At 69.4% G+C, this 23,451-nt stretch carries 21 protein-coding genes; 5 read left to right on the top strand and 16 right to left on the bottom strand.

Features of this window, described 5'->3' with window-relative positions:
• The 12 genes from ACIBI4_RS10100 to ACIBI4_RS10045 form a co-directional block, all read right to left on the bottom strand.
• Entirely contained in the window at window positions 1-594 is a 594-nt protein-coding gene (locus tag ACIBI4_RS10100) for a hypothetical protein (protein WP_399203188.1), read from the bottom strand.
• Between the two features lie 21 nt (window positions 595-615).
• Entirely contained in the window at window positions 616-1,218 is a 603-nt protein-coding gene (locus tag ACIBI4_RS10095; RefSeq protein WP_399203187.1) for a pilus assembly protein TadG-related protein, read from the bottom strand.
• Window positions 1,215-1,418: a hypothetical protein gene (locus ACIBI4_RS10090; protein ID WP_399203185.1), complete on the bottom strand. Its 204-nt coding sequence runs from the start codon at window positions 1,416-1,418 to the stop codon at window positions 1,215-1,217. The genes ACIBI4_RS10095 and ACIBI4_RS10090 overlap by 4 nt, the downstream gene beginning before the upstream one ends.
• A 210-nt stretch (window positions 1,419-1,628) precedes the next feature.
• Window positions 1,629-2,675, bottom strand: coding sequence for a response regulator (locus ACIBI4_RS10085; protein WP_399203184.1), 1,047 nt, complete (start codon window positions 2,673-2,675; stop codon window positions 1,629-1,631).
• 26 nt (window positions 2,676-2,701) lie between these two features.
• On the bottom strand, window positions 2,702-3,940 hold the full coding sequence (locus tag ACIBI4_RS10080) for a sensor histidine kinase (protein ID WP_399203183.1): 1,239 nt from the start codon (window positions 3,938-3,940) through the stop codon (window positions 2,702-2,704).
• A 550-nt stretch (window positions 3,941-4,490) separates the two neighbouring features.
• On the bottom strand, window positions 4,491-5,381 hold the full coding sequence (locus tag ACIBI4_RS10075) for a DUF5936 domain-containing protein (protein ID WP_399203182.1): 891 nt from the start codon (window positions 5,379-5,381) through the stop codon (window positions 4,491-4,493).
• 11 nt (window positions 5,382-5,392) lie between these two features.
• Complete coding sequence (locus tag ACIBI4_RS10070) at window positions 5,393-6,328, bottom strand: type II secretion system F family protein (RefSeq protein WP_399203181.1); 936 nt, start codon at window positions 6,326-6,328, stop codon at window positions 5,393-5,395.
• Window positions 6,325-7,671, bottom strand: coding sequence for a CpaF family protein (locus ACIBI4_RS10065; protein ID WP_399203180.1), 1,347 nt, complete (start codon window positions 7,669-7,671; stop codon window positions 6,325-6,327). Before ACIBI4_RS10065 ends, ACIBI4_RS10070 begins: the two co-directional genes overlap by 4 nt.
• Window positions 7,672-7,686: 15 nt before the next feature.
• Window positions 7,687-8,109: a TadE/TadG family type IV pilus assembly protein gene (locus ACIBI4_RS10060; RefSeq protein WP_399203179.1), complete on the bottom strand. Its 423-nt coding sequence runs from the start codon at window positions 8,107-8,109 to the stop codon at window positions 7,687-7,689.
• Window positions 8,106-9,707: an AAA family ATPase gene (locus ACIBI4_RS10055; RefSeq protein ID WP_399203178.1), complete on the bottom strand. Its 1,602-nt coding sequence runs from the start codon at window positions 9,705-9,707 to the stop codon at window positions 8,106-8,108. The genes ACIBI4_RS10060 and ACIBI4_RS10055 overlap by 4 nt, the downstream gene beginning before the upstream one ends.
• Window positions 9,708-9,715: 8 nt before the next feature.
• On the bottom strand, window positions 9,716-10,423 hold the full coding sequence (gene cpaB, locus ACIBI4_RS10050; RefSeq protein WP_399203177.1) for a Flp pilus assembly protein CpaB: 708 nt from the start codon (window positions 10,421-10,423) through the stop codon (window positions 9,716-9,718).
• 46 nt (window positions 10,424-10,469) lie between these two features.
• Window positions 10,470-11,372, bottom strand: coding sequence for a hypothetical protein (locus tag ACIBI4_RS10045; RefSeq protein WP_399203176.1), 903 nt, complete (start codon window positions 11,370-11,372; stop codon window positions 10,470-10,472).
• 262 nt (window positions 11,373-11,634) lie between these two features.
• On the opposite strand from ACIBI4_RS10045, the gene ACIBI4_RS10040 reads away from it, so the two are divergent.
• Complete coding sequence (locus ACIBI4_RS10040; RefSeq protein ID WP_399203175.1) at window positions 11,635-12,672, top strand: chitinase; 1,038 nt, start codon at window positions 11,635-11,637, stop codon at window positions 12,670-12,672.
• A 173-nt stretch (window positions 12,673-12,845) separates the two neighbouring features.
• Entirely contained in the window at window positions 12,846-13,223 is a 378-nt protein-coding gene (locus ACIBI4_RS10035; RefSeq protein ID WP_399203174.1) for a hypothetical protein, read from the top strand.
• Window positions 13,224-13,227: 4 nt separating this feature from the next.
• On the opposite strand, the gene ACIBI4_RS10030 is transcribed toward ACIBI4_RS10035, so the two are convergent.
• The gene (locus ACIBI4_RS10030) at window positions 13,228-13,623 is read right to left on the bottom strand and encodes a hypothetical protein (RefSeq protein ID WP_399203173.1); all 396 of its coding nucleotides are present in this window, start codon (window positions 13,621-13,623) and stop codon (window positions 13,228-13,230) included.
• On the bottom strand, window positions 13,617-17,024 hold the full coding sequence (locus tag ACIBI4_RS10025) for an ALF repeat-containing protein (RefSeq protein ID WP_399203172.1): 3,408 nt from the start codon (window positions 17,022-17,024) through the stop codon (window positions 13,617-13,619). The genes ACIBI4_RS10030 and ACIBI4_RS10025 overlap by 7 nt, the downstream gene beginning before the upstream one ends.
• Window positions 17,025-17,384: 360 nt before the next feature.
• Between ACIBI4_RS10025 and ACIBI4_RS10020 the strand changes: the two genes are divergently transcribed.
• A complete protein-coding gene (locus tag ACIBI4_RS10020) occupies window positions 17,385-17,894 on the top strand; it encodes a hypothetical protein (RefSeq protein WP_399203171.1) in 510 nt (169 codons plus the stop codon).
• Window positions 17,895-17,915: 21 nt separating this feature from the next.
• Window positions 17,916-20,123: a trypsin-like serine protease gene (locus ACIBI4_RS10015; protein WP_399203170.1), complete on the top strand. Its 2,208-nt coding sequence runs from the start codon at window positions 17,916-17,918 to the stop codon at window positions 20,121-20,123.
• 111 nt (window positions 20,124-20,234) lie between these two features.
• Here the strand turns inward: ACIBI4_RS10015 and ACIBI4_RS10010 are convergent, their stop codons facing one another.
• Window positions 20,235-21,545, bottom strand: coding sequence for an Nramp family divalent metal transporter (locus ACIBI4_RS10010; protein WP_399203169.1), 1,311 nt, complete (start codon window positions 21,543-21,545; stop codon window positions 20,235-20,237).
• Window positions 21,546-21,719: 174 nt separating this feature from the next.
• Between ACIBI4_RS10010 and ACIBI4_RS10005 the strand changes: the two genes are divergently transcribed.
• Window positions 21,720-23,072, top strand: a complete 1,353-nt coding sequence (locus tag ACIBI4_RS10005; RefSeq protein ID WP_399203168.1) for a M14 family metallopeptidase — start codon at window positions 21,720-21,722, stop codon at window positions 23,070-23,072.
• Here the strand turns inward: ACIBI4_RS10005 and ACIBI4_RS10000 are convergent, their stop codons facing one another.
• A complete protein-coding gene (locus ACIBI4_RS10000; protein WP_399203167.1) occupies window positions 23,073-23,444 on the bottom strand; it encodes a hypothetical protein in 372 nt (123 codons plus the stop codon).
• Window positions 23,445-23,451: the final 7 nt, after the last annotated feature.

Raw genomic sequence — 23,451 nt, 5'->3', positions numbered from 1 at the left:
TCACTCGCCCTCGGAAATTTCGAGTTCGGCCGGGGGCATGTCTGCGATCTGAAAGGTCACGTTGGTCGCGGTGTCCGGCGGTGCGGGGAACTGGGCGTACCACGTCCGCTCCTCACCGCTGTTGAGCGGCGTGAACTTCGTGCAGAGACAGCGTCCCTCGGTATCCCGGAGGACGAAATACCGCTTCTTGCCAGCCTTGTCCACAAGGGTCGCGCCCGCCATGGAAGCTGCGTTCCTTTGCAACTCCTTCTCATCGCCCCGCCAGTCACCGGCGATCCAGCGTGCCGAACCATCGTTCTTCACCTTGCCGGTCACCGTGAGGAAGCCGCCCTCATCGCGCACGACAGAGTTGAACGAGAGCGTGATGTTCTGCCCACCCTTGACCTCGGCAAGAACCTCGCTCTCGGCCGGAGCCTCCGGCTCTTCCTTCGGCTTGTCACTCTTGTCATTCTTGGCGGGGCTGGACTCCGACGCCTTGGCGTCGTCGCCCCCACCGTCATCCCCGCCACAGCCGGCAACCGTGAAAACCAAACCGGTTGTGATCGCCACTGCGGTCAACGCCCTGCGGGCCTTCATGGTGTACCGCTTGCTCATCGGAACAGCTTCCTTCTCTCGTCATTCCGCCAGGTTGACTTCGTAGAGCTCTTTGGCCGTGGGCAGATCACCGGCGTTGAACGTCTTGGGATCTATAACCCACAGGCCGCTGCCGTCGCAGGTGAACTCGATGGTCTGTCCCGGAACGTTGGCCAGCATCTTGCAGCGAGGCTCGATCACGGCCGTGGCATCCGCCCTGGCCCGCGTGTCCTCTGTGCCAGGTACGAGCGAATCGCCGACCGTGTAGTTGGTCTCGATCCGGGCCTCGTAGGCCAGGTCTCCCCGGACGAACGTCGGGTTCACTCCCAGCAGTCGGGAGTCGTTCTCCGCAGCGAGACGCTGGGCACCCGCAATCCCGTTGCCGGGCGACGGAATCTTGCCTTCAAGAGGCAACACCCACACTCCAGTTGGCAGTCCGGCGATGAACTCCAGCCTTAACTCGTCGCGAACATCCTGAGCGGCAGCGAGGGCGGACGCATCCGCAGCGGATTGAGCACCGCTCCGTGCGACCGCCCCTTTGGCGAAGACGAAGAAGACGAACGCAGCAAAGAGGACCATCCCCACTACCCAGACGAATAGGGGGATGGTCGCTCCTTTGTCGCTGCGCAGACGCGAGAGGGTCACCCGCCGGTGATGGTCTGAACGGCCGTGTCGATCGCCGTCGAGATCGTGTTGTCCAGGCCCAGACCCATCACCAGCGTCACGATCGACGCAATCAGAACCAGCAGACCGGCGTACTCCACGAACCCCGCACCCTCGTCCGCCTTCTCCCCCTGCATCCGCTCGATGACCCGGGTCTGCCACTTCACGTAGAGCTTCGACATCAGGTTCCCCTTCGGATCCGGCCGACCGCGTGCCGGCCGACTCACCCTTCTCGCTGAGGTCGAAACCAGAACCGGCTTCCTCCTGGCCGGTGCCGCCTTCGACACGAGAAACGTATGCCGGGACAGGGGTCCCACCGGAGGGCCCGTGGGCCCAACTCCGGGCCCAAAGCCCGAGTTGGGCCTTCGGGGTCAGCTCACTGCATCGCGTCCTCATCGCCGCACCGTCCCCAGCCAGACAGCGATCGCTTCGCTGCGGCTCGTGCTGTGCAGCTTTGCGAAGATGCGGTTGATGTGGTTCTTGACCGTCTTCTCGCTGATGAAGCAGGTGGCGGCTATTTGCTGGTTGCTCATGCCGGTCGCGATGAGGTCCATGACCTCCACCTCCCTTGCGCTCAGGCCGAATCCGGACCTAAAGGACTGTGACACAGGCGATTGCATTTGCGAAAGACTTTGCTCTGCGAAGGGCGGTTCCGAGACAGGTGGTCCTGGAATGGCCGGATGCTGACCGTGTGCCTCGGTGGCGGGGTGGGCGGGCTGGACGGGTATCCCGGGGACTTTGCTCGTTCCGGTGAAGGGGATTCCGGTCTCGTAGACCCGGCCGAGTCCGTCGGGGAGGCCGGGGGCGGCTCCCGGTGGCGGTTCGGTGCCCGTTCCCCGTACATGCGCGAGGAGGGCATCCTGGGCGGAGGCCGTGAAGTGGGCGCGGCCCGCCTTGATGTCCCGTACGGCGTCGGCGAGCTGGTCGGCGGTGAACTCGCCGTGGACCAGGTAGCCGCCCGCGCCCAGGCGCAGGGCCTCCTGGACGATCGCCGACTCGCGGCTGTACGTGAGCATCAGGACGGGTGCGACCTGGACGAGGTACGGGAGGGCGGAGATGCCGTCCACGCCGGGCATCCGGACGTCGAGGAGCACCACGTCGGGGCGGTGCTGCTGTGCGACGGCCAGGGCCTGGCGGCCGTCGGCGGCCTCCGCGACCACCTGGAGGTCGTCGCGGCCGCCGAGGAGTGCGGTGAGCCCGGCCCGTACGACCGGGTTGTCGTCCGCGACCACGACCCGCAGGGCGGCGGTGGCGGCCTGGTGGGTGACCGGTCCGAACGGGTCGTGCGGGGCCGGGAGTTGGGCCTGCGGCGGGAGCGGGATCTGGGGCGGGGTGTGGTCCGAGTGGGGTGCCGAGGTGTGGGACGAGGTGTGGGTGGAGACGTGGTGCGAGGACGCGCCCGTAGGAGTGTGCCTGGGGGACGGTGTGGCTTCCGGCATGAGCGGGCTCCTCTCTGAGGTCTGCGTCAGCTGAGCGGTGCGGGGGCGTGGGGGGCTGACGGGTGGGGGGCGGTCGGGTGGGCGGAGGTGCGAGGGGTGAGGGCGCCGAGGGGGATGTCGAGGCGGACCTCGGTGCCCGTACGGGCCGTACCGCGGCCGATGCGGATGCGGGCGCCGATGCCCGCGGCCCGTTCGACCATGCCGACGAGGCCGAAGTGGCCTGCCTTGCGGAGTTCTTCGAGGTCGGTGCCCGGGGGCAGGCCCTTGCCGTTGTCCTGCACGGAGAGCCGGAGCAGTTCGTGCGCGATGACGCCGTACTCGACGGTGACGTGGCTCGCGTGCGCGTGGCGGTGGGTGTTCTCCAGGGCCTCGCTCGCGATGGTGAGGAGCTGGCGGGCGACGGCGTGCGGGAGGTGGGGGGCGGGGGCGTCGCGGGTGGTCAGGTCGGTGTGGACGCCGGTGCGGGTGGTGAAGTCCTGGACGCGGGCGCGGAGTTCGTCGGCGACGTCCACGCCTGGGGTGTGGCCCTGGCCTTGGTCCTGGCCTTCGGCGAAGTCCGCCCGGCGGCGCAGGTCCGAGAGGATCTCGCGGGACTCGGCCGCGGCGCGGCGGGCGCTGCGGGCGACGATGCCGGCCTGGTGGCGGACGGTCAGCGGGTCCATGCGGTCGGCGCTCTGGGTGAGGGCGTCGGCGGACATCGCGACGCCGTGCAGGGTCTTGGCGACCGAGTCGTGCATCTCGCGGGCCAGGCGGGCGCGTTCCTGTTCGACGGCCTCGGTGACGGCGAGCCGGCTCGTGGCCTCGCTGAGGGCCTGGGTCGCCGCGCCGAAGCGGAACATGAGGTTGCGCAAGGTGACGCCGATGATGCCCGCGGCGACGCAGAAGCCGGAGATGAGGGTGGTGCTGGCCGGGGTTGTCGTGGCGTCGGCCCAGGCCGTGTACGCGGCGGCGAGGCACAGGATCTGGGCCGCTGTGTAGAGGGCGGCTCCTCGCCAGCCGTAGAGGAGGCCGCCGAGGAGAGGGGTGCAGACGGTGGCGTAGCCGAGGGGGGAGTCCGGGGATGCGGTCAGGAGCAGGACCGCTCCGAAGGTCATGTCTATGGCCATGAGCCATTTGTGTTTCAGGACCAGGGGGCCGAGGGTCTCCCAGTCGCGGAGCATCGCGTAGGAGCCCATGAGGCTGACCACTACGGCGCTGCCGATCAGCCAGCTGCCTACCTGGCCCTCTGCCCTTGCCAGGGCGAAGGGGGCGCCCAGGGTGATCATGGCCAGGCGGAAGCCGAAGACTTGGCGGCACAGGGCCTGGAGGGCGTTCAGTTGGATGGGGAGGCTGGGGGTGGGCTCGTCCTGGGCGAACGCGCCCTGGGGTGCATCCAGTTGGGGGTGGCTTTGGACCAGGGCTGGTCTTGGCTGCCTTGTCCGTGCCGGACGGAAGCCGCTCAGGGCTGCGCCGCTGGGGTGGTGTCCGGCTTGGTTTGCGGCACGCCTTGCCTGGTCCTGGAAGCTCACCGTCTTGCGGTCCATGTGGGCGCGCCTCCCTTCTTTTCTCCCCGCCCCGCCCTTTCACCGTTTCCCGGGGCTCCGCCCCGGACCCCGATGCGACCTTCGGTCGCAGGCCTCAAACGCCGGCCGGGCTGAAAGATGTCCTCAATCGCCGGACGGGCTCTATTGAGCCCGTCCGGCGATTGAGGACGAGCGCGTTCAGCGCGATAAGGGGGTCTGGGGGCGAAGCCCCCCCACGCGGCGGAGCCGCAAATGTCACTGCCGGGAAGGGGCGGGGTGGGGGAAAAATGCGCGCGCAGCGTCGGCACCGGCATCAGCCCCCCAGGATCGAACCGAAGTCGGTGTCCGAGCCCAGGAACATGCCGCAGACGATGAGGATCAGCGTGGCCGGGACCATGAAGATGAGGGTGACCATCGTGGTCTTCGGGATGGTCTTCGCTGCCCTGCGGCGGGCGTTCTGGGCGTCGGTGCGGCGCATGTCGTTGGCTATCTGGATGAGGGTGTCCGCGATGGGGGCGCCCAGTTCCTCGCCCTGTTGGAGGGCCGTGACGAACTGGGAGACCTGTTCGGAGGCGTTGCGGCGGCGGAGTTGCTCGAACGCGTCGCGGCGGGAGACGCCCATGTCCATCTGGCGGAGGGTGATGCGGAGTTCGTCGGACCAGGGGCCCTCGTAGCGTTCCGCCACGCGGTCCAGGGCCTGGCGGAAGCCCAGGCCCGCGGAGACCACGACGGCCAGTACGTCGAGGAAGTCGGGGAGCGTGCGCTCGATCTGGTCCTTGCGGTCGCGGATGGCCTGCCAGATCAGGGCGTCCGCGGCGAAGAGGCCGAAGGCCAGGGCCAGGAGGCCGAAGACGGGCACTCCGTTGGCGAAGAGGGAGAGCGCGCAGACCGCGCCGAAGAGGCCGTAGACCGCGCGGCGGGCCGCGTAGCGGTCGATGGTGAGGCCGCCGGGGTTTCCGGCCATGTCGATCTTGCGGCGTTTGGCGTCCACCTTCTTCGGGCCCATGAGGCGCAGGACCGTAGGGGCGAACCGTATGCCCAGGCGGTCGATGGCCGAGTCCGCGGCGGAGACGCGGGAGGAGCCCGATTCGAGGGCGATCGCGAGGTCGCCGGGCAGGCGGGCGTCCGCGCGGTACATCCGGACGCCCGTGAAGACGCCCGCCACGGAGAGCGCGACGAGGGCGGCGAGGCCGAGTCCCAGCATGGTCAGGCTCCTCAGACTTCGATCTTGCCGAGACGGCGGATGACGACGAAGCCGACCGCGTACAGGCCGAGGGAGATGAGGATGAGGACCTGGCCGAGCGGCGAGCCGGTGACTTTCGCGAGCGCGCCGTCGTTCATCGCGTTCAGCATGAGCATCGCTCCGACGCCCAGGCACGGGATCGTGAAGGCCGTCGCGTTGACCTCGGAGAGCATCGTGCGGACCTCGCGCCGGGTCTCCTTGCGCTCCTCCAGCGTCTCGGTGAGATTGCGGAGGGAGCCGACGATCGTGCCGCCGGCGCGGTTGGAGAGCACGAGGGTCGTCACGAGGACGATCAGTTCACGGGACGGAAGGCGTTCGGCGAGTTCGCCGAGGGCGTCGTCGATGCTGCGGCCGACCGACAGCTGATTGGAGACGACGGTGAGCTCTTCGCCCGCGGGGGCTTCGAGTTCGTCGGCGGCCATCGCGAGCGAGGTGCGCAGGGCCAGGCCCGCCGACGTGCCGTTCGCCAGGAGGCGGGCCAGGTCGGGAAGCTGGTTGATGAAGGCCTCGATGCGCTTCTGGCGCTGCCAGTTGAGGAAGGTGTTCGCGGACCAGACGCCGACCAGGCCCGCGATCGGGCCGAAGAACGGGGCGAGGAGAGACGTCGCGATCAGCCAGAGCGCGACGACCGTGACCATCATGTAGACGAAGAACTCGCCGGGGGTCAGATCGAGGCCCGTCGCGGAGAGCTTGAGCTGGATACGGCGGCCGAGCTGGGTGCGCCGCAGCCGCTGGTCCACCGCCGTGAAACGGCGCTGCCGGCCGACCGTGTGGTGGCCTGTCTGCGAGAGCCGTTCGACCAGGGCCTGGCGCTGGGCCTTGCCCGAGGCGTACGTCTGCAGGCCCGCGGTGGCGAGGGCGCCGCAGAGCAACGTACTGCCGAGGGCGAGGAGGACGGGGCTGTTCATCGGCCGGATGCCTCTCTGCTGGTCAGCTCGTGGCCGCCGTCCGTGACACCGAAGGCCGGGGGGATCGGCTCGCTCGCCAGATAGAGGCGGTCGGCGAAGCGGCGGGGCAGCGGGAGGTGCTCGTACACGCCGTGGACGATGCGGTCGGCGCCCATCGGCTGCGCGGCGAAACGGCTCACCGGCGTGATGCTGAACTCGTCGCGGCCATGCGAGACGAGCAGCGCGATCTCGGTGATCTTGCGGGAGCCGTCGGCGAAACGGGTCAGCTGGACGAGGACGTCGACCGCCGAGTTGATCTGGTCCTTGAGGGCCTCGAAGGGGATCTCGACCGTGGACATGGAGCCCAGGGTCTGGAGCCTCATGAGGGCGTCCTCGGCACTGTTCGCGTGGACCGTGGCGAGGGAGCCGTCGTGGCCGGTGGACATCGCCTGGAGCATGTCGAGCGTCTCACCGCCGCGGACCTCACCGACGATGATGCGGTCGGGGCGCATGCGGAGGCTGTTGCGGACGAGGTCGCGGATGGTGATCTGGCCCTTGCCCTCCACGTTCGGCGGCCTCGATTCGAGGCTGATGACGTGGGCCTGCTGGAGGCGGAGTTCCGCGGAGTCCTCGATGGTGATGATGCGTTCGTGGTCGGGGATCAGGGCGGAGAGCGCGTTGAGGAGCGTGGTCTTGCCGGTGCCCGTACCGCCGGAGACGATCACGTTGAAGCGGGCCCGGACGAAGCTGGAGAGCAGCATCAGCATGTGCTCGTCGAGGGAGCCCATGCGGATCAGTTCGTTGAGTTTGTACGCGCGGGGGAAGCGGCGGATCGTGAGAGTGGCGCCGGTGAGGCTCAGCGGGGGGATGATCACGTTGACGCGCTCGCCGGAGGGGAGGCGGGCGTCGACCATCGGCGTCGACTCGTCGACCCTGCGGTTCACGGTCGAGACGATGCGTTCGATCGTCTGCATCAGCTGCTCGTTGCTGGCGAAGCGCATGGGGAGCTGCTCCACGCGTCCGGCGCGTTCGACGAAGATCGCGTCGGGGCCGTTGACCATGATCTCGGTGATGCTGGCGTCCTCGAGGAGCGGTTCGAGGACGCCCAGGCCCAGGGCCTCGTCGACGACCCTGCGGATCAGCTGGGCGCGCTGGGTCGTCGAGAGGACCGGTCCCTCGCGGCTGATGATGTGGCCCAGGACGCGCTCCAGGCGGGCCCTCCGCTCGCCCGCGGCGAGGCTGGACATCTCCGCGAGGTCGATCTCCTCCAGGAGCTTGCCGCGGTAGACGGCGACGGTGTGGTCGTCCTCGCGGCCTCCCGTGCCGTTGTCCTCGGGGGTGCTGATGCGTGACTTCAGGCTCATGGGTTGCCCCCTCGTTCAGTCGTCCATCGGCATGGTGACGGTGCGGGTGGCTTGCCAGCCCATGTCGATGAACGGGACCAACTCGGGGATTTCGACGGTCACTTGGACGCGTGCGGTGTCGCCGCCGCTTCGGGTGAACGTGGCGTCGTCGGCGAGCCAGTCGCTCATGGCCTGGCGGCCGGCCTGTTCGTGGTTCTCGCCGAGGGAGGCGGATCTTGCGGCGGCTCGGGCTGCTGAGCCGGCTTGGCTGAAGCTGTAGCCGACCAGGCCGAGTTGGATGCAGGTGAGGGCGACGAGGATGAGGGTGGGGAGGAAGCCGGTGAACTCCAGGATGGCGGCGCCTCGGTCGTCTTTGAGTGCGGGTGCGTGGCGCCTGCGGCCCCTGCATCCGAACTTCGTTCGGATCGCCTCAAACGCCGACGGGGCTGGATTTGTCACCCCTCCCATATCGCACCCCCTTCACCGTCGACGCTCCAGCCCGCGTCGAAGCCCGGGAAGAAGAGCGGGACGTCGACCGAAACGTTGGCCTTGTACAAGTCGCCCTCGCGGCCGCAGCCCGCGTCGAAGCTGTCCTTCCACGCGCCAGGGAGGTTCTCGCGGGCCGCGCGTTCGCAGGCGACCACAGGGTCCTCGCCGCGGACCGCCGCCACCGCCCCCGCGCGGGCGCCCTCGTCCGCCGCGTTGCCGGCGAGGGAGTACGTGTAGCCGTACAGGACGCACTGCCACAGGATCGCGATCACCGCGAAGATGACCGGGGCCATGCCCGCGAATTCGAGGGTGACCGAGCCGTCGTCGCCTCGGGGGCGGCGGCGGGCGAAGCCGATGGAGCCTCGGTCGCCGGTCAGGCGGGAGGATTTCGGTGGTGGTGCTGCCACGAGTCCCAGCTCCCCTGCGAGTCCCCAGAGTGCTTGTTTGACCGTGCTGCGGCTGTCCAGGTCCTGCATCCGGCCCGCGTCCACCGCCGACTGGAGTTCCTTGAAGTTGGAGGGGACCGCGGTGCGGGCCACTCGGGTGCCCGTGATGCGTTCGATCAGGGGCGGCTGGATTTCCGTGTTGCGGGTGTGGCGGTTGACGACCACGACCGTTTCCTCCGCCTTGCGGATCTGGAGGCGATCCCACATGCGGACCATGCGTTTGGCGGCGCGGACCGCGACCACGTCCGGGGTGACCAGCAGGACGGCCTGGTCGGCCATCTCGATGGCGGCCGCGTTCGCGCTGCTCATCTGCGTACCGCAGTCCACGACGACGACCTCGTAGCGGTTGCGGAGGGCCGAGACGGCCTGGCGGGCCACGCGGTCCGTGACGTCCTCGCCGCGCTCGCCCTCGCCCGGGGCGAGGAGGAGGCCGAGGCCCGTGGGGTGCGTGAAGACCGCGTCCTGGAGGACCCGGGGGTTGATGTCCGGGATGCCCGCCAAGTCGACGATCGAGCGGCGGAACTGGACGTCCAGGTACGAGGCGACGTCGCCCGACTGGAGGTCGAGGTCGAGGAGGGCCACGGAGCGGCCCGACGCGCGGGCGGCGAGGGCTAGTTGGACCGCGGTGAGGGTGGTTCCCACACCGCCCTTGGAGCCCGTGACCGTGACGACCGTTCCGCCGGGGCCCGTGTACGCCTCCGGGCCCTGGGTCAGGTGCGGGCGGACGCCCAGGGACCAGGAGGCCGCCGTCTGGACCCGGGCCGCCAGCTCCTCGTATCCGAGAGGGAGACCGATGAGGCCGCGTGCGCCCGCGTCCATCGCCGCCGAGAACAGGCCGGGGCTCGGGTCCTGGGTGATGAGGATGACGCCCACGACCGGGAAGCGCATGGCTACTTCCCGGATGAGTTCGAGGGCCGGGACGGGGCCGATGCGTTCGTGGACGAGGACGACTTCCGGGAGCTCTTCGAGGGACTCGCCCGCCAGGCGCGCGAGGGTGTCGAGGAGGGCCGTCGAGTCGGGGACCGGCAAGGCCGGTTCCGCGTCCGGGAGTTGGCTCAGAAGGGTGGAGAGCGAGCGGGCGGAGTCCGCGTCGCCCACCGCCGGCAGGATGCGGGTCGTCACAAGGCCCCCTACTTGTCCTCGTCGAGGGTGTAGCTGCGGTCGCCCGGGGTCACCGGGGTGTCGCCGCCCTGCGAGATCAGGGCGAGGCGCACGTGCTCAGCGAAGGATTCGGCGTAGGCGACGCGCTGGGCATCGAGGGTGTTGAGCGCGAACGTGATCGGCACGGCGTCGACCGGACGGCCGGACCTGTCGTCCTCGCGTGGTTCGAGCGGGGTGAGCTTTCCGACGTCGAGGACGCGGGCATTCTGGACGATGACCTTGGACTGGTCCTTGTCGCCTTCGTTCGCGGCTTTGAAGGTGGCGAAGATATTGACCGTGGAGCCTGGTGTGATCTTTCCGGCGACACCGGTCGCCGCGTCAATCATGATCGCGATTTCCTGCTCACCGTCGCCCAGTTCGGGCCGCTTGACGATCATGTCGGACTGCAGCAGTGATCCTTTGCGCAGTTGCGTGACCGATATCTTTCCCCGTATCTCCGCGAGATCCGTGACAGCGTTCTGGGAGAGCCAGCGCTCGGGCATCTTGATCTTCTCGAACTGTCCGGCTTCGAGCTCCTTGTACGGGGCGATATCGCCCTTGAGCCGATACGCGGAAACCTCCGGCCCCACCTTGGAGTTGACGTCGCGGATCACCGAGAGCACCCCGGCGAAGGCGCCGAGTGCACACAGGACCGACAGGAGCAGCAGGATGACACCGCGGCGCTGACGAGAGTTCATGGGCCCGACTACCTCGATCAGGTGGGGACGTATACAGGAGGCTCTTTCAGGGACTGATGGCTTTGCGTTGGTGTCCTGTGGTGAGGACACCCTGCGGACGCGATTGGTTCTCGGTTTCCGGCAGCGGAGAAGAACAGAAACCACAGCGGTCACCGATGAGTTCGAGCCCGCACCAGTGGCATTCCTCGCGCTTCACGGAGGAGACCAGCTGGTAGAGCACGGAGATGTCGGGGATCGCGGCGGCGAATTCGATCAGCTTCCCGGTGGCCCACCAGCGCGCGGATTCCGCGGGAAGCGGAGCTTCCGCTATCGCTTGCACATGCCAGGAGCGGGCCAGCGTGGATGTGACCCATTCGGTCTGCAATTGGCCTTTCGCGAACAGGAGTTGTGTCGCGAAAGGCGGCGGTTCGAGCCGTGCGCCCTGACCGCCGCTGCCGAGCCGGATGAGCTGGGGCTTGGGGTTGGCGAGGACGGCGAACTGTGAGCCCGGCACCCATGACTTCGCGTGCTGCTTGAGGCTGACCGGGACACGGTCAAGCTTCGTGACCGAGCTCAGGACGGCGCCCGCGTAGATGTAGTGCGAGAGCAGCCGGGCGGCCGAGGCGAGCACCCCGGGGCTGAAGTCACAGAGCGAGAGCTGCCTCAACTGCAGGGCCAGGAGCGAGAGTCCGAGCGGCGGCAGGTCCAGGTCGAGCAGCGCGATGCGGTCGGATTCGAGCACGCTGCGGACCGTGTGCAGCCGGTGCAGCGCGGAGGCCGGGAGCGAGGCCGGACAGAGCACGATGACATACCCGTGCTGTTCGAGCAGCGCGTGCATGTCGGAGAGTGATGCCTCCAGGGGGCGGGTGGTGCGGCCCTGGGGGGTCTGGAGCACCGCGGCCGGCGGAGTGTGCTGGTCCGGCGGCGGCAGGATCAGGTCGGGTGCGGTGACGCCAATGACAGTCGGCATGAGCAATCCCCCCGATCACTTCCGACCACTTGTGGTCTTCCCTGCATCAGCACCATATCCACGTCATGCTCAGCTCAACACAGGATCGGCGTAACTCCTGGTGGGAACTTGATCGACAGGGAGTGAAGATCGGGGAGTTGACGGCCGGCCTCTTCCGGCGCCGGCCGCCGACTGCTTCCACAGGTCTTGACAACCTCATTGGTCTGAACCAGATTGCGGCGGGCACGCACCTCCACCCCCACACCCCCACATGGAGGCAGCAATGACCAACTCCCCCCACAGGCACAGGCGTTCCCGGCGCATGCGGCGGTCACTCGTCGCAGCGTGCGGGGCGGCGGCGCTCGCGCTGACCGGGCTCGCCGTGAACGCACAAGGTGCGGACAACGATGTCGCCGAGGCTCCCGCAGCCGCCGCCGTACCGAAGCACGCCGTCACCGGGTACTGGCAGAACTTCAACAACGGCGCGACGGTGCAGCGGATATCGGATGTGCCCGCGCAGTACGACATCATCGCGGTCTCCTTCGCCGACGCGACGGCGACGAAGGGTGCCGTGGACTTCACGCTCGACTCGGGCGGGCTCGGCGGTTACACGGAGGCCCAGTTCAAGGCCGACGTGAAGGCCAAGCAGGACGCCGGGAAGTCCGTGATCATCTCGGTCGGCGGTGAGAAGGGGGCCGTTGCGGTCGACGACCCCGCATCGGCGACCGCGTTCGCGGACTCCGTGCACGCGCTCATGCAGGAGTACGGGTTCGACGGCGTCGACATCGACCTGGAGAACGGCCTCAACTCCACGTACATGACGCAGGCGCTGAAGTCGCTCTCGTCCAAGGCCGGCTCGGACCTCGTCATCACGATGGCGCCGCAGACGATCGACATGCAGTCGACGTCGAACGAATACTTCAAGACGGCGCTCAACATCAAGGACATCCTCACCGTCGTCAACATGCAGTACTACAACAGCGGTTCCATGCTCGGCTGCGACGGCAAGGTCTACTCACAGGGCTCCGTGGACTTCCTCACGGCCCTCGCCTGCATCCAGCTGGAGAACGGGCTCGACCCGTCCCAGGTCGGCATCGGCACCCCGGCCTCCACGCAGGGCGCGGGTTCCGGCTACGTGGATCCGTCCGTCGTACGCAACGCGCTGGACTGTCTGGCGCGCGGCACGAACTGCGGCTCGTTCAAGCCGCCGCGGACATATCCGTCGATCCGGGGCGCGATGACCTGGTCCACCAACTGGGACGCCACGGCGGGCAATTCCTGGTCGAACGGGGTCGGCCCGCACGTCCACGACCTCCCCTGACCCCTCCCGCACCCCCCATGGGAACTCTGAGGCCCCGCCGCACCGCTCCCCCGGTGCGGCGGGGCCTCGGGGTGCTGCCCGGAGAGGTTTTTGAACGCGTTAGAATCCTGCGCGGCAGGGTTTTTGAACGCGTTAAAAACCCATCGCCAGGGCTTCGAGCTGAGGGGGACGCGATGAAGAAGAGGTACGGCGCCGCACTGGTCACCGCAGCGGCGGCACTGCTCCTGACCGGGTGCTTCGCACCGGTACCCGCCGAGGCGATACCCGGGGTCTACCGGGACGCGGAGACCGGGGGCGTGGTGCGTCTGGAGGAGGACGGGACCTTCACCGCAGACGACGTGATGCAGGACGGGCACTCGAACCCGGCGGACTTCGGCGGCAGCTGGGACTACGACCCGGAGCGCAACAGCGACTTCGTCTATCTCACCGTCAGCGACGGCGGTCTCGGGAAGATCGGCGGCGTCCAGCTCTACGTGGAGGAGGAGGGCGAGGTGTACTTCATGGACGACCCGGAGGAAGGGCCGTCCCTGTATCTCACCAAGCAGGACTGAGCCGTCAGGTGTTCTCCATCCACACGCTCGCCGCGGCCACCGCCGCCACCAGCATCGAGAAGACCATCCACAGCAGCGACGGCGTATGCATCTGCACCTTGACGTCAGGGTTCTTCGCCTGGCGCAGGGTGTCCGCGTACACCCACTTCCGTACCGGGACGAACCCGATGAGGAAGATCAGCAGCAGGGCCGAGTAGAGGTACAGGATCACCGGCAGCGGATCCTTCCCCACCAGGCCCATCGCCGCGAGGCCCGCGCCGGCGGCCGGCGGGATGAGGGACACACTCCTCTTCCCACCGGCCGTCGGCATCGTCCAGCGCATCAGCACGATGAAGACAGGTGTGATGACGGCCGCGACGGCGCACCACGCGGCGGTGGACAGCGAAAGGAAGGTCACCATGGGGTGATCTTGTCCCAGGTGTCGCCGGCCGAGTCCCATGCGGTGGTGAACGTCCCCCAGACCGGCGAGAGCACCTCCATGCCGAGGCGCTGCGCCAGGGCCGGAGCGGACCTGATGCCGTTGTACAGGTCGTCGATCAGACCCGACGCGCCGCCCAGCTTGGTCCACGGGATGCCGCCGGTCGCGAGGGCGAGTGCGGTGCCGATCGCGGAGTTGTAGAAGTCCGCGGACGTCCAGCCCTCCGCGAACCCGTAGATGATCGCGCTCAGACCTCCGGTGGTGAGCGAGACCGCGCCGAGGATCGCGCCGACCGCCTCACCCGCGGGCGGCGGGATGAGCAGCGAGAGCGCGGCGAGGCCGCCGGTGATGGTGGAGACGGCGCCGAGCAGGTCGGCTATCTCCTTCCAGTCCTCGGCCGTACCGCCGAGGAAGGTCTTCGCCGGGCTCTCGGTCTTGTCGTTGTCGGAGGTGTCGGCACGGTCCGTGCCGCTGTCCTTGTCGTCCTGCGCCTCCTGCGCCTTGCGCCGGGCCTCGGCCTCCTGCTCGGCCTTGCGCTTGGCGGCGGCGATGGCGCGCGCCTCGCTGGCGGCCTGTGCCGCTTCCGCCGCCGACTTGCCGGCCGCGATCGCCGAGGCGCGGGCGGCGTTCGCCGAGTTCTGGGCACTCGCCGCGGAACGGACGGCCGAAATCGCCGATGCGGTGGCCTGGTTGGCCGAATAGTTGGCGCGGCGGGCGTAGCCGCGTGCGGCGAGGGCCGCCTTCTGGGCCGTCTCGGCGGACGACCTGGCGTCCTCGGCCGACTGCTCGGCCGAGTCCGCGTTCGCATCGGCCTGGGTGGCCAGCTTGCCGGCCTCGATGGCCGAGTCCTTGGCGACCTGCGCCCAGTAGACGGCATCATCCGCCGCCTGACGGGCCTCGGCCGCCGCCTTCGACGCCTCGGCCGCATCGGTCAGCGCGTCCTGCGCGACCTTCGCGGCGCGCGCCAAAGTGGCCCGTATGGCGGCGATATGCGTGGCGAGGTCCGCGTCGAGCTGGACCATCTTCGGGTGCACCACGGAGACGAAGTCGCGCAGCGTCCAGGACGGGCCTTCGAGCGCGACCTGCGCCGCCATCTTGGTGTACGGGCCCGCCGTGCTGAGGATCTTGAAGGCGGCGGCCTGGTCGTCCTCCTTCTGCGCGGCTCCGTACTTGGTCGCGAAGAAGTCCTGTACGGCCTTGGCGGAACCGTCGTCGAGCGCCTCCGTGGCGACGGCCTTGACGCGTGTGCCCGGGTTCTTGCCGAGGACGCGGAAGATCGCGGCGGTGTTGTCGGTCTTCGCGGCGTCGGTCAGGCCGGCGGTCAGGAACGTGGTGGGTGCCGAGTCGTCGTCGGATTCCAGCGCCGCGGTCGCCGCCTTGGCCACATCGACCGTGGAGACACCGGACAGATAGAGGACCGTCTCGCGGTCGTCCTGGCGCTCGGCGATGGCCCGGTCGGTGTCGACCCAGGTGAGGATCGAGGCGTCGTCGGCGGCGAGCGCGAACTCGGCGGCCTCACGGGTCCAGGTTCCGTGCGAACTCATCAGCGCGAACGCGGCCTTGCGGCCGTTCTCGACGGCCACGGCGTCGTCGCCGGCGGCCAGCGCCTTCTCGGCGGCCGCGATCAGATCGCGGGTGGCCGCGTCCTGCGACTGCTTCTCGGTGAGCTGGTTGCGCGCGGCCTCGATGTCCTGCTTCTCCAGCTCCGCGAGGCGCCGCGCCTCGTCGAGTCCCTGCTGGGTGTACTCCGCGATCTTCGTGACCTCGGCGTCCCGCGCCTCCTTCTCCACCGCCTCGGCCTCCTTGACGGCCTGGATGGCGGCGTCCGCGGCCTTCTTGGCCTCGGCGGCGAACTTGGTGGAGCGGTTCGCGTAGTCGATGGCCTGGCCCGCGTACTTCGCGGCCTCCTCGGCGGCGTCGGCGGCGTTGTCGGCGTGTTCAGCGGCGGAGTTAGCCGCGTCGCGCGCGGCTCGCGCCGCCGTCGCGGCCTTGCCGGCAAGCGCCTGGGCCTGGTTCGCGGCGCGTCCCGCGAGCGCCGCCTGGGCGTCGGCCTCGCGAGCGGCCTGCCGGGCGGCGGCGGCCTCGCTCTGCGCGGCACCGGCGGCGGTCGCCGCGGTGGCGGCGGCGTTCGCGGCGGCCGCGGCGTTGCTCGCGGCGGAGGCGGCGGCGCCGCCCGCCGTCGCGGCCTGCGAGGAAGCAATCGCGGCCTGGTCGGCGGCGGCCGCGGCGGTACGCGCCTTGGCGGCGGCATTACGGGCGCCGACCGCGGCATCGCGTGCGGCCTGCGCCTTGCCCGCGTCCTTGGACGCGGCGATCGCCGAGCGGTACGCGGCGGACGAGGCGGCCGCTGCGGTGGCGGCCGCCGCGGCGGCGGCGTTCGCCGACCAGGCGGCTCTGCGGGCCGCGCGCTGGGCCGCGTTGGAGGCGTTGATGGCGGTGCCCGCGGCCTTCGCCGCGCCCCGGGCGGCGCCGGCCGCCTTGCGCGCGGCAGCCGCCGACTTCTTCACGTCGTCGCGGGCCGCGTCCGCCTCGGCCGCGGCTTCGAGCGCCGCCGCCTTGGCCTTCGCGGCGGCGGTCTGCGCCTTCTCGGACTCGGCCTTGGCCTGTTCCGTCGTCAACGCCGCGCGCCGGCCCTCGCGTTCGACGATCGCCACCAGCTGGTCGATCTTGGCGGTCTCCTGGTCGCGGGCGCGCGCGATGTGCTGGCCGATCTCCAGGAACCAGCCGATCGAGCCCGCCGAGCCCTCGTCGAGCGCGCGCTGGGCGTACTCCCCCACCTGGGGTGAGGCATTGGCGAGGATCTTGAAGACCTCGGCCTGCTCGTCGTTGAGCCGTGCGGTGAACTGCTTGTCGGTGATGAACGCGAGGAACGCCTCGGGCGTGTCGGCCTCGAGTGCCGCGGTGGCGGCGGCTTTCACGCTGCGCTCGCCCTTGTTGTGGATCGCGAACGTGAGGGCGCGCAGGTCCTCGAGCTCCACGGCCTTGTAGCCGCCGGCGAGGAAGGCGGCGATCGCCGCGTCCCCGGAGGCCAGCGCCTCGGTGATCTCCCGCGTGGTGCCCTTCCCGGTGGCGGACAGGCTCTTGAAGAGCGCCACTTGGTTGTCCTCGGCGATCGCCGAGGCCAGTTCGCTCGCGAGGAAGCGCTCGATGTCGGCGTCGGTGCCGGCGAGCGCGGCGGCCGCCGCGGTCTTCACGGCACGGCCGCCGGCCTTCCACGCGGAGACGGTCTTGCCGCGCGGGGTGTCGGGAAGCGACGGCAGCTGCGGGACGTCGTCCGCCGCGAGCGGGCCCGTGGCCGCCGCGTAGGCGCGGGGCGAGGCGAAGGGCAGTGCGGTCACGGCGGTGGCGGCAGCGGTGGCGGCCAGGAGGCTGCGTCTGCTCATGAACGTGGGCGTGGGTCTCAAAGTGTGCGTCCTTCCCTTTCAGCGGACATCTCGCAGGAAAGCGCGGATAAAACGCGGCGAGCAGGCGAGAACGGCGGCACGATTCAATGAGGGAAATCCACGTCGAGTCAAGGGCGATAAAACTCCGACAAGAGAAAACCGGACGTTCTGAATCAGCCACGCACGGGCGTACAACCCTTGGGACGCCTGGTGAGTCCGCCCGCGACCGACCTTCACGATTCATTCACGTTCCCTTATACAACCCCGATCGAGTAGACAAGCAAAGAAATTGCAGGCTTGAATACGGACCGCAATTCGAGCGCTTGATGCGCCTGGGTCGTCAAAAGGGGAGAAATGAAAATGAAGCTATGGAGACGCGCGCTCGCGACGGGCTGCGCGGCAGCGGTCGCGGCCGTGGCCCTGGTGCTGACCGTCGGCCCCGGGCAGCCGGCCGCCGAGGCTCCGGCGGCGGACTCCGTCGCCGACGCCGCCCCCGGATACGCGGTCGAGGACTACGGCTATCCCGACGCCGACAAGATCCTCGCCGAGCAGGACGTCCTCCTCAAGCGCGGTGACGGCCGCATCACGCTGGCCGCCTGCGGCAGCGAGACGGGCCTGATGGAGGTCTACGTCCGTGAGCACGAGAAGGTCTGCTTCAAGGTCACCGGCAACAGCGGCTGGCTGACCATGGAGATCCCCGCGGTGTTCGGCGTCAAGGGCGCCGGCGAGCAGTCGGCCGTGGTCGACATGACCGTGGAGTCGGAGGAGGTGTCCTTCGACGTCCCCAAGGGCGAGTTCGCCGCCGTCGGCGACACGGCGGACCCCGAGGGCCGCGACCACATGCTCGTCGAGATCCGGACCACCAAGTAGCCAACGGGGGGACTGACCTTCATGCCCAGCACCAGACGCACCCGCCTGGCCGCACTCGGCGCGGCCCTGGCCGCCGGATCGCTCGCGCTGTCCACGGCGCCCGCGGCCGCCATCACCGGCGGCACTCCCGTGGCCGACTCGGACACCACGTACGCGTACACCGCCAAGGTCGTCATCGGCGACCACGACCGCGGCTGCTCGGCGGCGCTCGTGGACAGCGAATGGCTGATCACGGCGGCCAGTTGCTTCGCTGCGGACCCGGCCGTCTCGCTCGCGGTCCCCGCCGGCGCACCGGCCACGACGACCACCGCGATCGTCGGCCGCGCCGACCTCGCCGGCACCCAGGGTGCCGAGCGCAAGATCGTCGAGCTCGTCCCGCGCACCGACCGTGATGTGGTCCTCGCCCGCATGAGCCGTCCCGTCACCAATGTGACACCCATCGGCCTCGCGACCGCCCCGCCCGCCGCAGGCGCCGAGCTCGGCTTCGCCGGGTACGGCCGTACGAAGACGGAGTGGGCGCCCCTGCGCCTGCACACCGGTGCGTACACCGTGGACTCCGCCGCGGCCACCTCCGCGAACGTCACCGGCAAGGACGGCCAGGCCGCCTGCATGGGCGACACCGGCGGTCCGGTGATCAGCGGCGGCAAACTCGTGGGCCTCAACAGCCAGTCGTTCCAGGGCGGTTGCCTCGGCATCGACGAGACCCAGACGTCCACGGCCGGTGTGATCTCCCGCGTGGACGACCTGGCCTCCTGGATCACCTCGAAGGTCAACGCCACCCGCATCACCGACTTCAACGGTGACGGCGCCGAGGACATCGCGATCGGCGACCCGGAAGCCACGGTGGACGTCCACACCACGGCCGGCCGAGTCACCGTCTCGTACGGCGGCGGCAAGGGCAGCGCGGTCATCGACCAGGACCTGGCCTGGGTCCCGGGCGGTGCCGAGGGCGGCGACCACTTCGGCAACCACCTCGCCACCGTCGACTACAACGAGGACGGCTACACCGACCTCGTGGTCAGCGCCTCCGAGGAGAACGTCGGCGACAAGGTCGACGCCGGTTTCGTCGACATCCTCTTCGGCGGCAAGAACGGCCTGGGCAGCGGCCCGGCCGCCCGCCACTTCGAGCAGGGCGCGGGCAACGGCTCCATCGGCGCCTCCGGGCCCGAGGACGGCGACCGCATGGGCGCCTCGCTCGCCGCCGGCACGACCGCCGCGGGTGAGCCGTGGGTCCTGTTCGGCGCGCCCGGTGAATCCGTCGGCGCGCTCGCCAAGGCGGGCGCGGCCTTCTACGTGCACGGCGACACCAACGTCGGCATCACCCAGGACACGTCGAACGTTCCCGGCGCCGCCGAGGCGAACGACGCCTTCGGCACGGCGGTCGCGGGCGACGCCAACTTCTTCGCCATCGGCGCCCCGAACGACGCCATCAGCGGCGACGCCAACGCGGGGAACCTGGCCGCCTTCAGCCACAAGCCGGACGCCAAGGGCATCCCCACGCTGGTCGCGGGCATGGACCAGGACAACGTGGAGATCTCCGGCGCCGCCGAGGCCGGTGACAAGTTCGGCGCGGCGCTCGCGCTCGTCGCCTACCGCCCGTCCGGTGCCGCCTCGGCCACCGACTCGATCCTCGCCATCGGCTCCCCGGGCGAGGCCATGCCGTCCGTCGAGGGCGGCCCGCAGCACGCCGGCGCGGGCAATGTGATGCTCGTCCACCTCAAGTCCGACAACACCTGGGACTACACCCACGCCCTGAACCAGGGCACGGCCGACGACGACCGCTCCGGCACGATCGAGGCCGGTGACGCCGCGGGCTCGTCCCTGAGCGCGGTCAACACCGCGCCGCGTGCGGTCGGTTCCACCGCGACGCTGAAGATCGCGGTCGGTGTCCTCGGCGAGGATGTCGGGACGGTCACCAACGCCGGTGCCATCCACACGTTCTCCCTGCTGGGCTCGGCCGGCGCCAACGACCAGTGGATCGAGGCCGGTGACGGCGACGGCATCCCCGGCTCGCCGAGCGCCGACGCGAGAATCGGCAAGAGCGTCCACTTCACGCCGCGGAACCTGTACGCGGGTCTGCCCTACGGCCCCGTCGCCACGGGTTCGCTGTACGCCCTGCCGTTCGGGAACGTCACCCCGGGTGGCACGACCGGCACGGCCACCGCGTACCAGCCCGGCCAGAACGGGCTGCCTGCGGGCGGCTCGCTGTTCGGGTACGACGCGAAGTAGCCCCGCTCGTACCCCTTGACCCTCGTACCCTTGCCCCTCGTACCCCCGAAGGCCCTCACAGGTCTTCGGGGGTACGTCGCTCCGCGGGTGGTGTGCCGCAGTCGCGTGCCGCTAGAAGAACTCGGCCCAGTCCACGTCCACGACGTACTTGACGGCGAGGACCAGGAACAGCAGCCCCGCGATCATGAGCATCGCGTTGCTCAGTCCGAACCGCCGGTTGCGCCACTCGGCCGGCATCCGGGCGGAGTTGAGGAGCCAGATGAGGGTGAGCGCGAGGAACGGCATGAAGGCCGCGCCCAGGACGCCGTAGATGATGATCAGGCGGAAGGGCTGGTCCCAGAAGAGCAGGACCATCGGCGGGAAGGTCAGCCAGAGCAGGTAGGCGCGGAAGGCGCCGGACTTCTCGCGCGTGCCCGAGGCGATCTCGGCGCCGGTCGCCCGGCCGGCCGACTTGTTCATCCGGGCCATGTAGTCCGCGAACATCAGGCTCACGCCGTGCCAGACGCCGATGAGCGAGGTGAACGACGTGGCGAAGAAGCCGACGAGGAAGAGCTTCGCCGTGGCGCCGCCGTACTCCTCCTCCAGGATGCCCGTGAGCTGCAGCAGACCTTGGTCGCCCTTGGCGAGCGCGACCTGTGAGGAGTGCAGCAGCTCGGCGCCGACGAAGAGCATCGCGATGACGAAGACGCCGGTGGTGATGTAGGCGACCCGGTTGTCGAGGCGCATCACCTTCATCCAGCCGGAGTTGGTCCAGCCCTTGGCGTTCACCCAGTAGCCGTACGCGGCCAGGGTGATGGTGCCGCCGACGCCGCCGATCAGGCCGAGGGTGTTGAGGACCGAGTCCTTCTCGTCGGGGACCACGGGGAGCAGGCCCGCGAAGGCGTCGCCGAGGTTGGGGGTGACGCGGATCGCGAGGTAGACGGTCACCACGAACATGACGCCGACCAGGACGGTCATGACCTTCTCGAAGACCGCGTACTTGTTGAACCAGACGAAGACCAGGCCGACCACACCGGTGGCGATGGCCCACCACTTCAGGTCGATGTCCGCGCCGGGGAAGAGCGCCTGGAGCGGCAGTCCGGACGACGACATGGCGGCGGCGCCGTAGACGAAGCCCCAGATGATCACGTAGATGCCGAAGAACCAGCTCGCCCAGCGGCCCAGGCTCGCCCAGCCGTCGAAGAGGGTGCGTTCGGTGGCGAGATGCCAGCGGCCGGCCGCCTCCGCGAGGGCGATCTTGACGACACAGCCGATGATCGCGGCCCACAGGAGCGTGTAGCCGAAGCTGCTGCCGGCGACCAGGGTGGCCACCAGGTCTCCGGCGCCGACGCCCGTCGCGGCGACAACGATGCCAGGGCCGATGTATCTCCAACTCGATTTGCGTGGTGCGGTGTCGGTGGTGGTGCTGTCCGCGTCTGCCATCACTGGCCTCCCCGCTCGTCCCCGATGATCGAGATCACCGGTCACCATCGGCGTAATCCGGCCGCGGCACAAGAGGGCGTGCAGGACTCGGTATTGACGGGACCATGCCACTCCTCCACGATGACCCCGCACTCGCGTCGCCATGAGCCACCCCCACACCGCTCAGGAGATGTCATGCGCCTACGCATCCGCGGAACGAGCAGCCACGGAAAGAGAACGGCCGCGCTCGCGGCGGTCGTCGCCCTGGCCCTCGCCGCCCCGCTGACCGCCGACGCCTCGCCCGACGAGGCCCGTGCGGCGGCCGCCGTCCAGGAGGAGAGCAGGCAGCAGTACGAGATCCATATCGCCGACAACAAGCTCGACCGGGCCGCCGTCACCAGGATCGCCCGGTCCGGCGTCTCGATCGACGAGAGTGACGGGCACGCCGTCGTCGTCACCGCCAACGCCGCGCAGGCGAAGCAACTGCGCGCACAGGGCTACGAGTTGACGGAGCTCGGCGCCGTACCGGAGCGCCTGAGAGGCGCCGACGTCAAGCCGCTGGACTTCCCGCCGGCCGACTCGCGCTACCACAACTTCGCGGAGATGAACGCGGAGATCGACCAGCGGATCGCCGCGAACCCCTCGATCATGAGCAAGCGCGTGATCGGGAAGTCCTACCAGGGCCGGGACATCACGGCCATCAAGATCAGTGACAACGTGGGCAGTGACGAGGCCGAGCCCGAGGTCCTCTTCACGCACCACCAGCACGCGCGCGAACACCTCACGGTCGAGATGGCGCTCTATCTCGTACGGGAACTCGGCGCCGGATACGGCTCCGACGCGCGCATCACCAACATGGTGAACGGCCGCGAGATCTGGATCATCCCGGACGTCAACCCGGACGGCGGCGAGTACGACATCGCGACCGGCAACTACCGCTCGTGGCGCAAGAACCGCCAGCCCAACTCGGGCTCGTCGTACGTCGGCACGGACCTCAACCGCAACTGGAACCACCGCTGGGGCTGCTGCGGCGGCTCCTCCGGCTCCAAGTCCTCGGAGACCTACCGCGGCCCGTCGGCCGAGTCGGCGCCCGAGGTGCAGGTGGTCGCGAACTTCGTGCGCAGCCGCGTCGTCGGCGGCAAGCAGCAGATCAAGGCGTCCATCGACTTCCACACGTACAGCGAGCTGGTGCTCTGGCCGTACGGCTACACGTACAGCGACACCGCGACGGGCCTGACGGCCGACGACCGCGACGCGCACGCGGCGATCGGCCGCAAGATGGCGGCGAGCAACGGGTACACGCCGCAGCAGTCCAGCGATCTGTACATCACGGACGGCTCGGTCGGCGACTGGATGTGGGGATCGCAGAAGATCTTCCACTACACCTTCGAGATGTACCCGTCCTCGGCGGGCGGCGGCGGCTTCTACCCGCCCGACGAGGTGATCGAGCGGGAGACCTCGCGCAACCGGGACGCCGTGCTGCAGCTCCTGGAGAACGCGGACTGCATGTACCGGTCGATCGGGAAGGAGCAGCAGTACTGCGCCTGATCAGCCCCGGTTGAGGAGCTGGGCCTGGTAGTACGCGGCGACCGGGCCCAGTTCGGTGAGCCACTCGATCATCTTCTGCTGCTTCTTCGCGTTGATCACGCACTCCTGGAACCAGCCCGCGGAGTGCGTGATGCCGACGCGCAGGAAGACGCCCTGGGCCGTGTAGTGCAGCTGGGAGAGCTGCTGCCAGGGGAAGTCGGCGACCTGGCCGCCGATGTCGAAGGAGACGCCCTCGGCGTCGATGACCACCGCGTTGTTCTTGTCGAACGCCACGAACTCCGGGCCCGTGGGCACCGGCTGAGGTGTCTGCGGCGCGTACGCGGGAGGGGGCGGGAACTCTCCGGGCGGCGGGCCGAAGCCTGGGGTCGACATGAGTCCC

This window comes from Streptomyces sp. NPDC050418 (genome assembly GCF_044458745.1).
GTDB lineage: Bacteria > Actinomycetota > Actinomycetes > Streptomycetales > Streptomycetaceae > Streptomyces.
The sequence above is the reverse complement of the archived record's forward strand: the minus strand, read 5'-3'. Positions and strand labels throughout refer to the sequence as shown.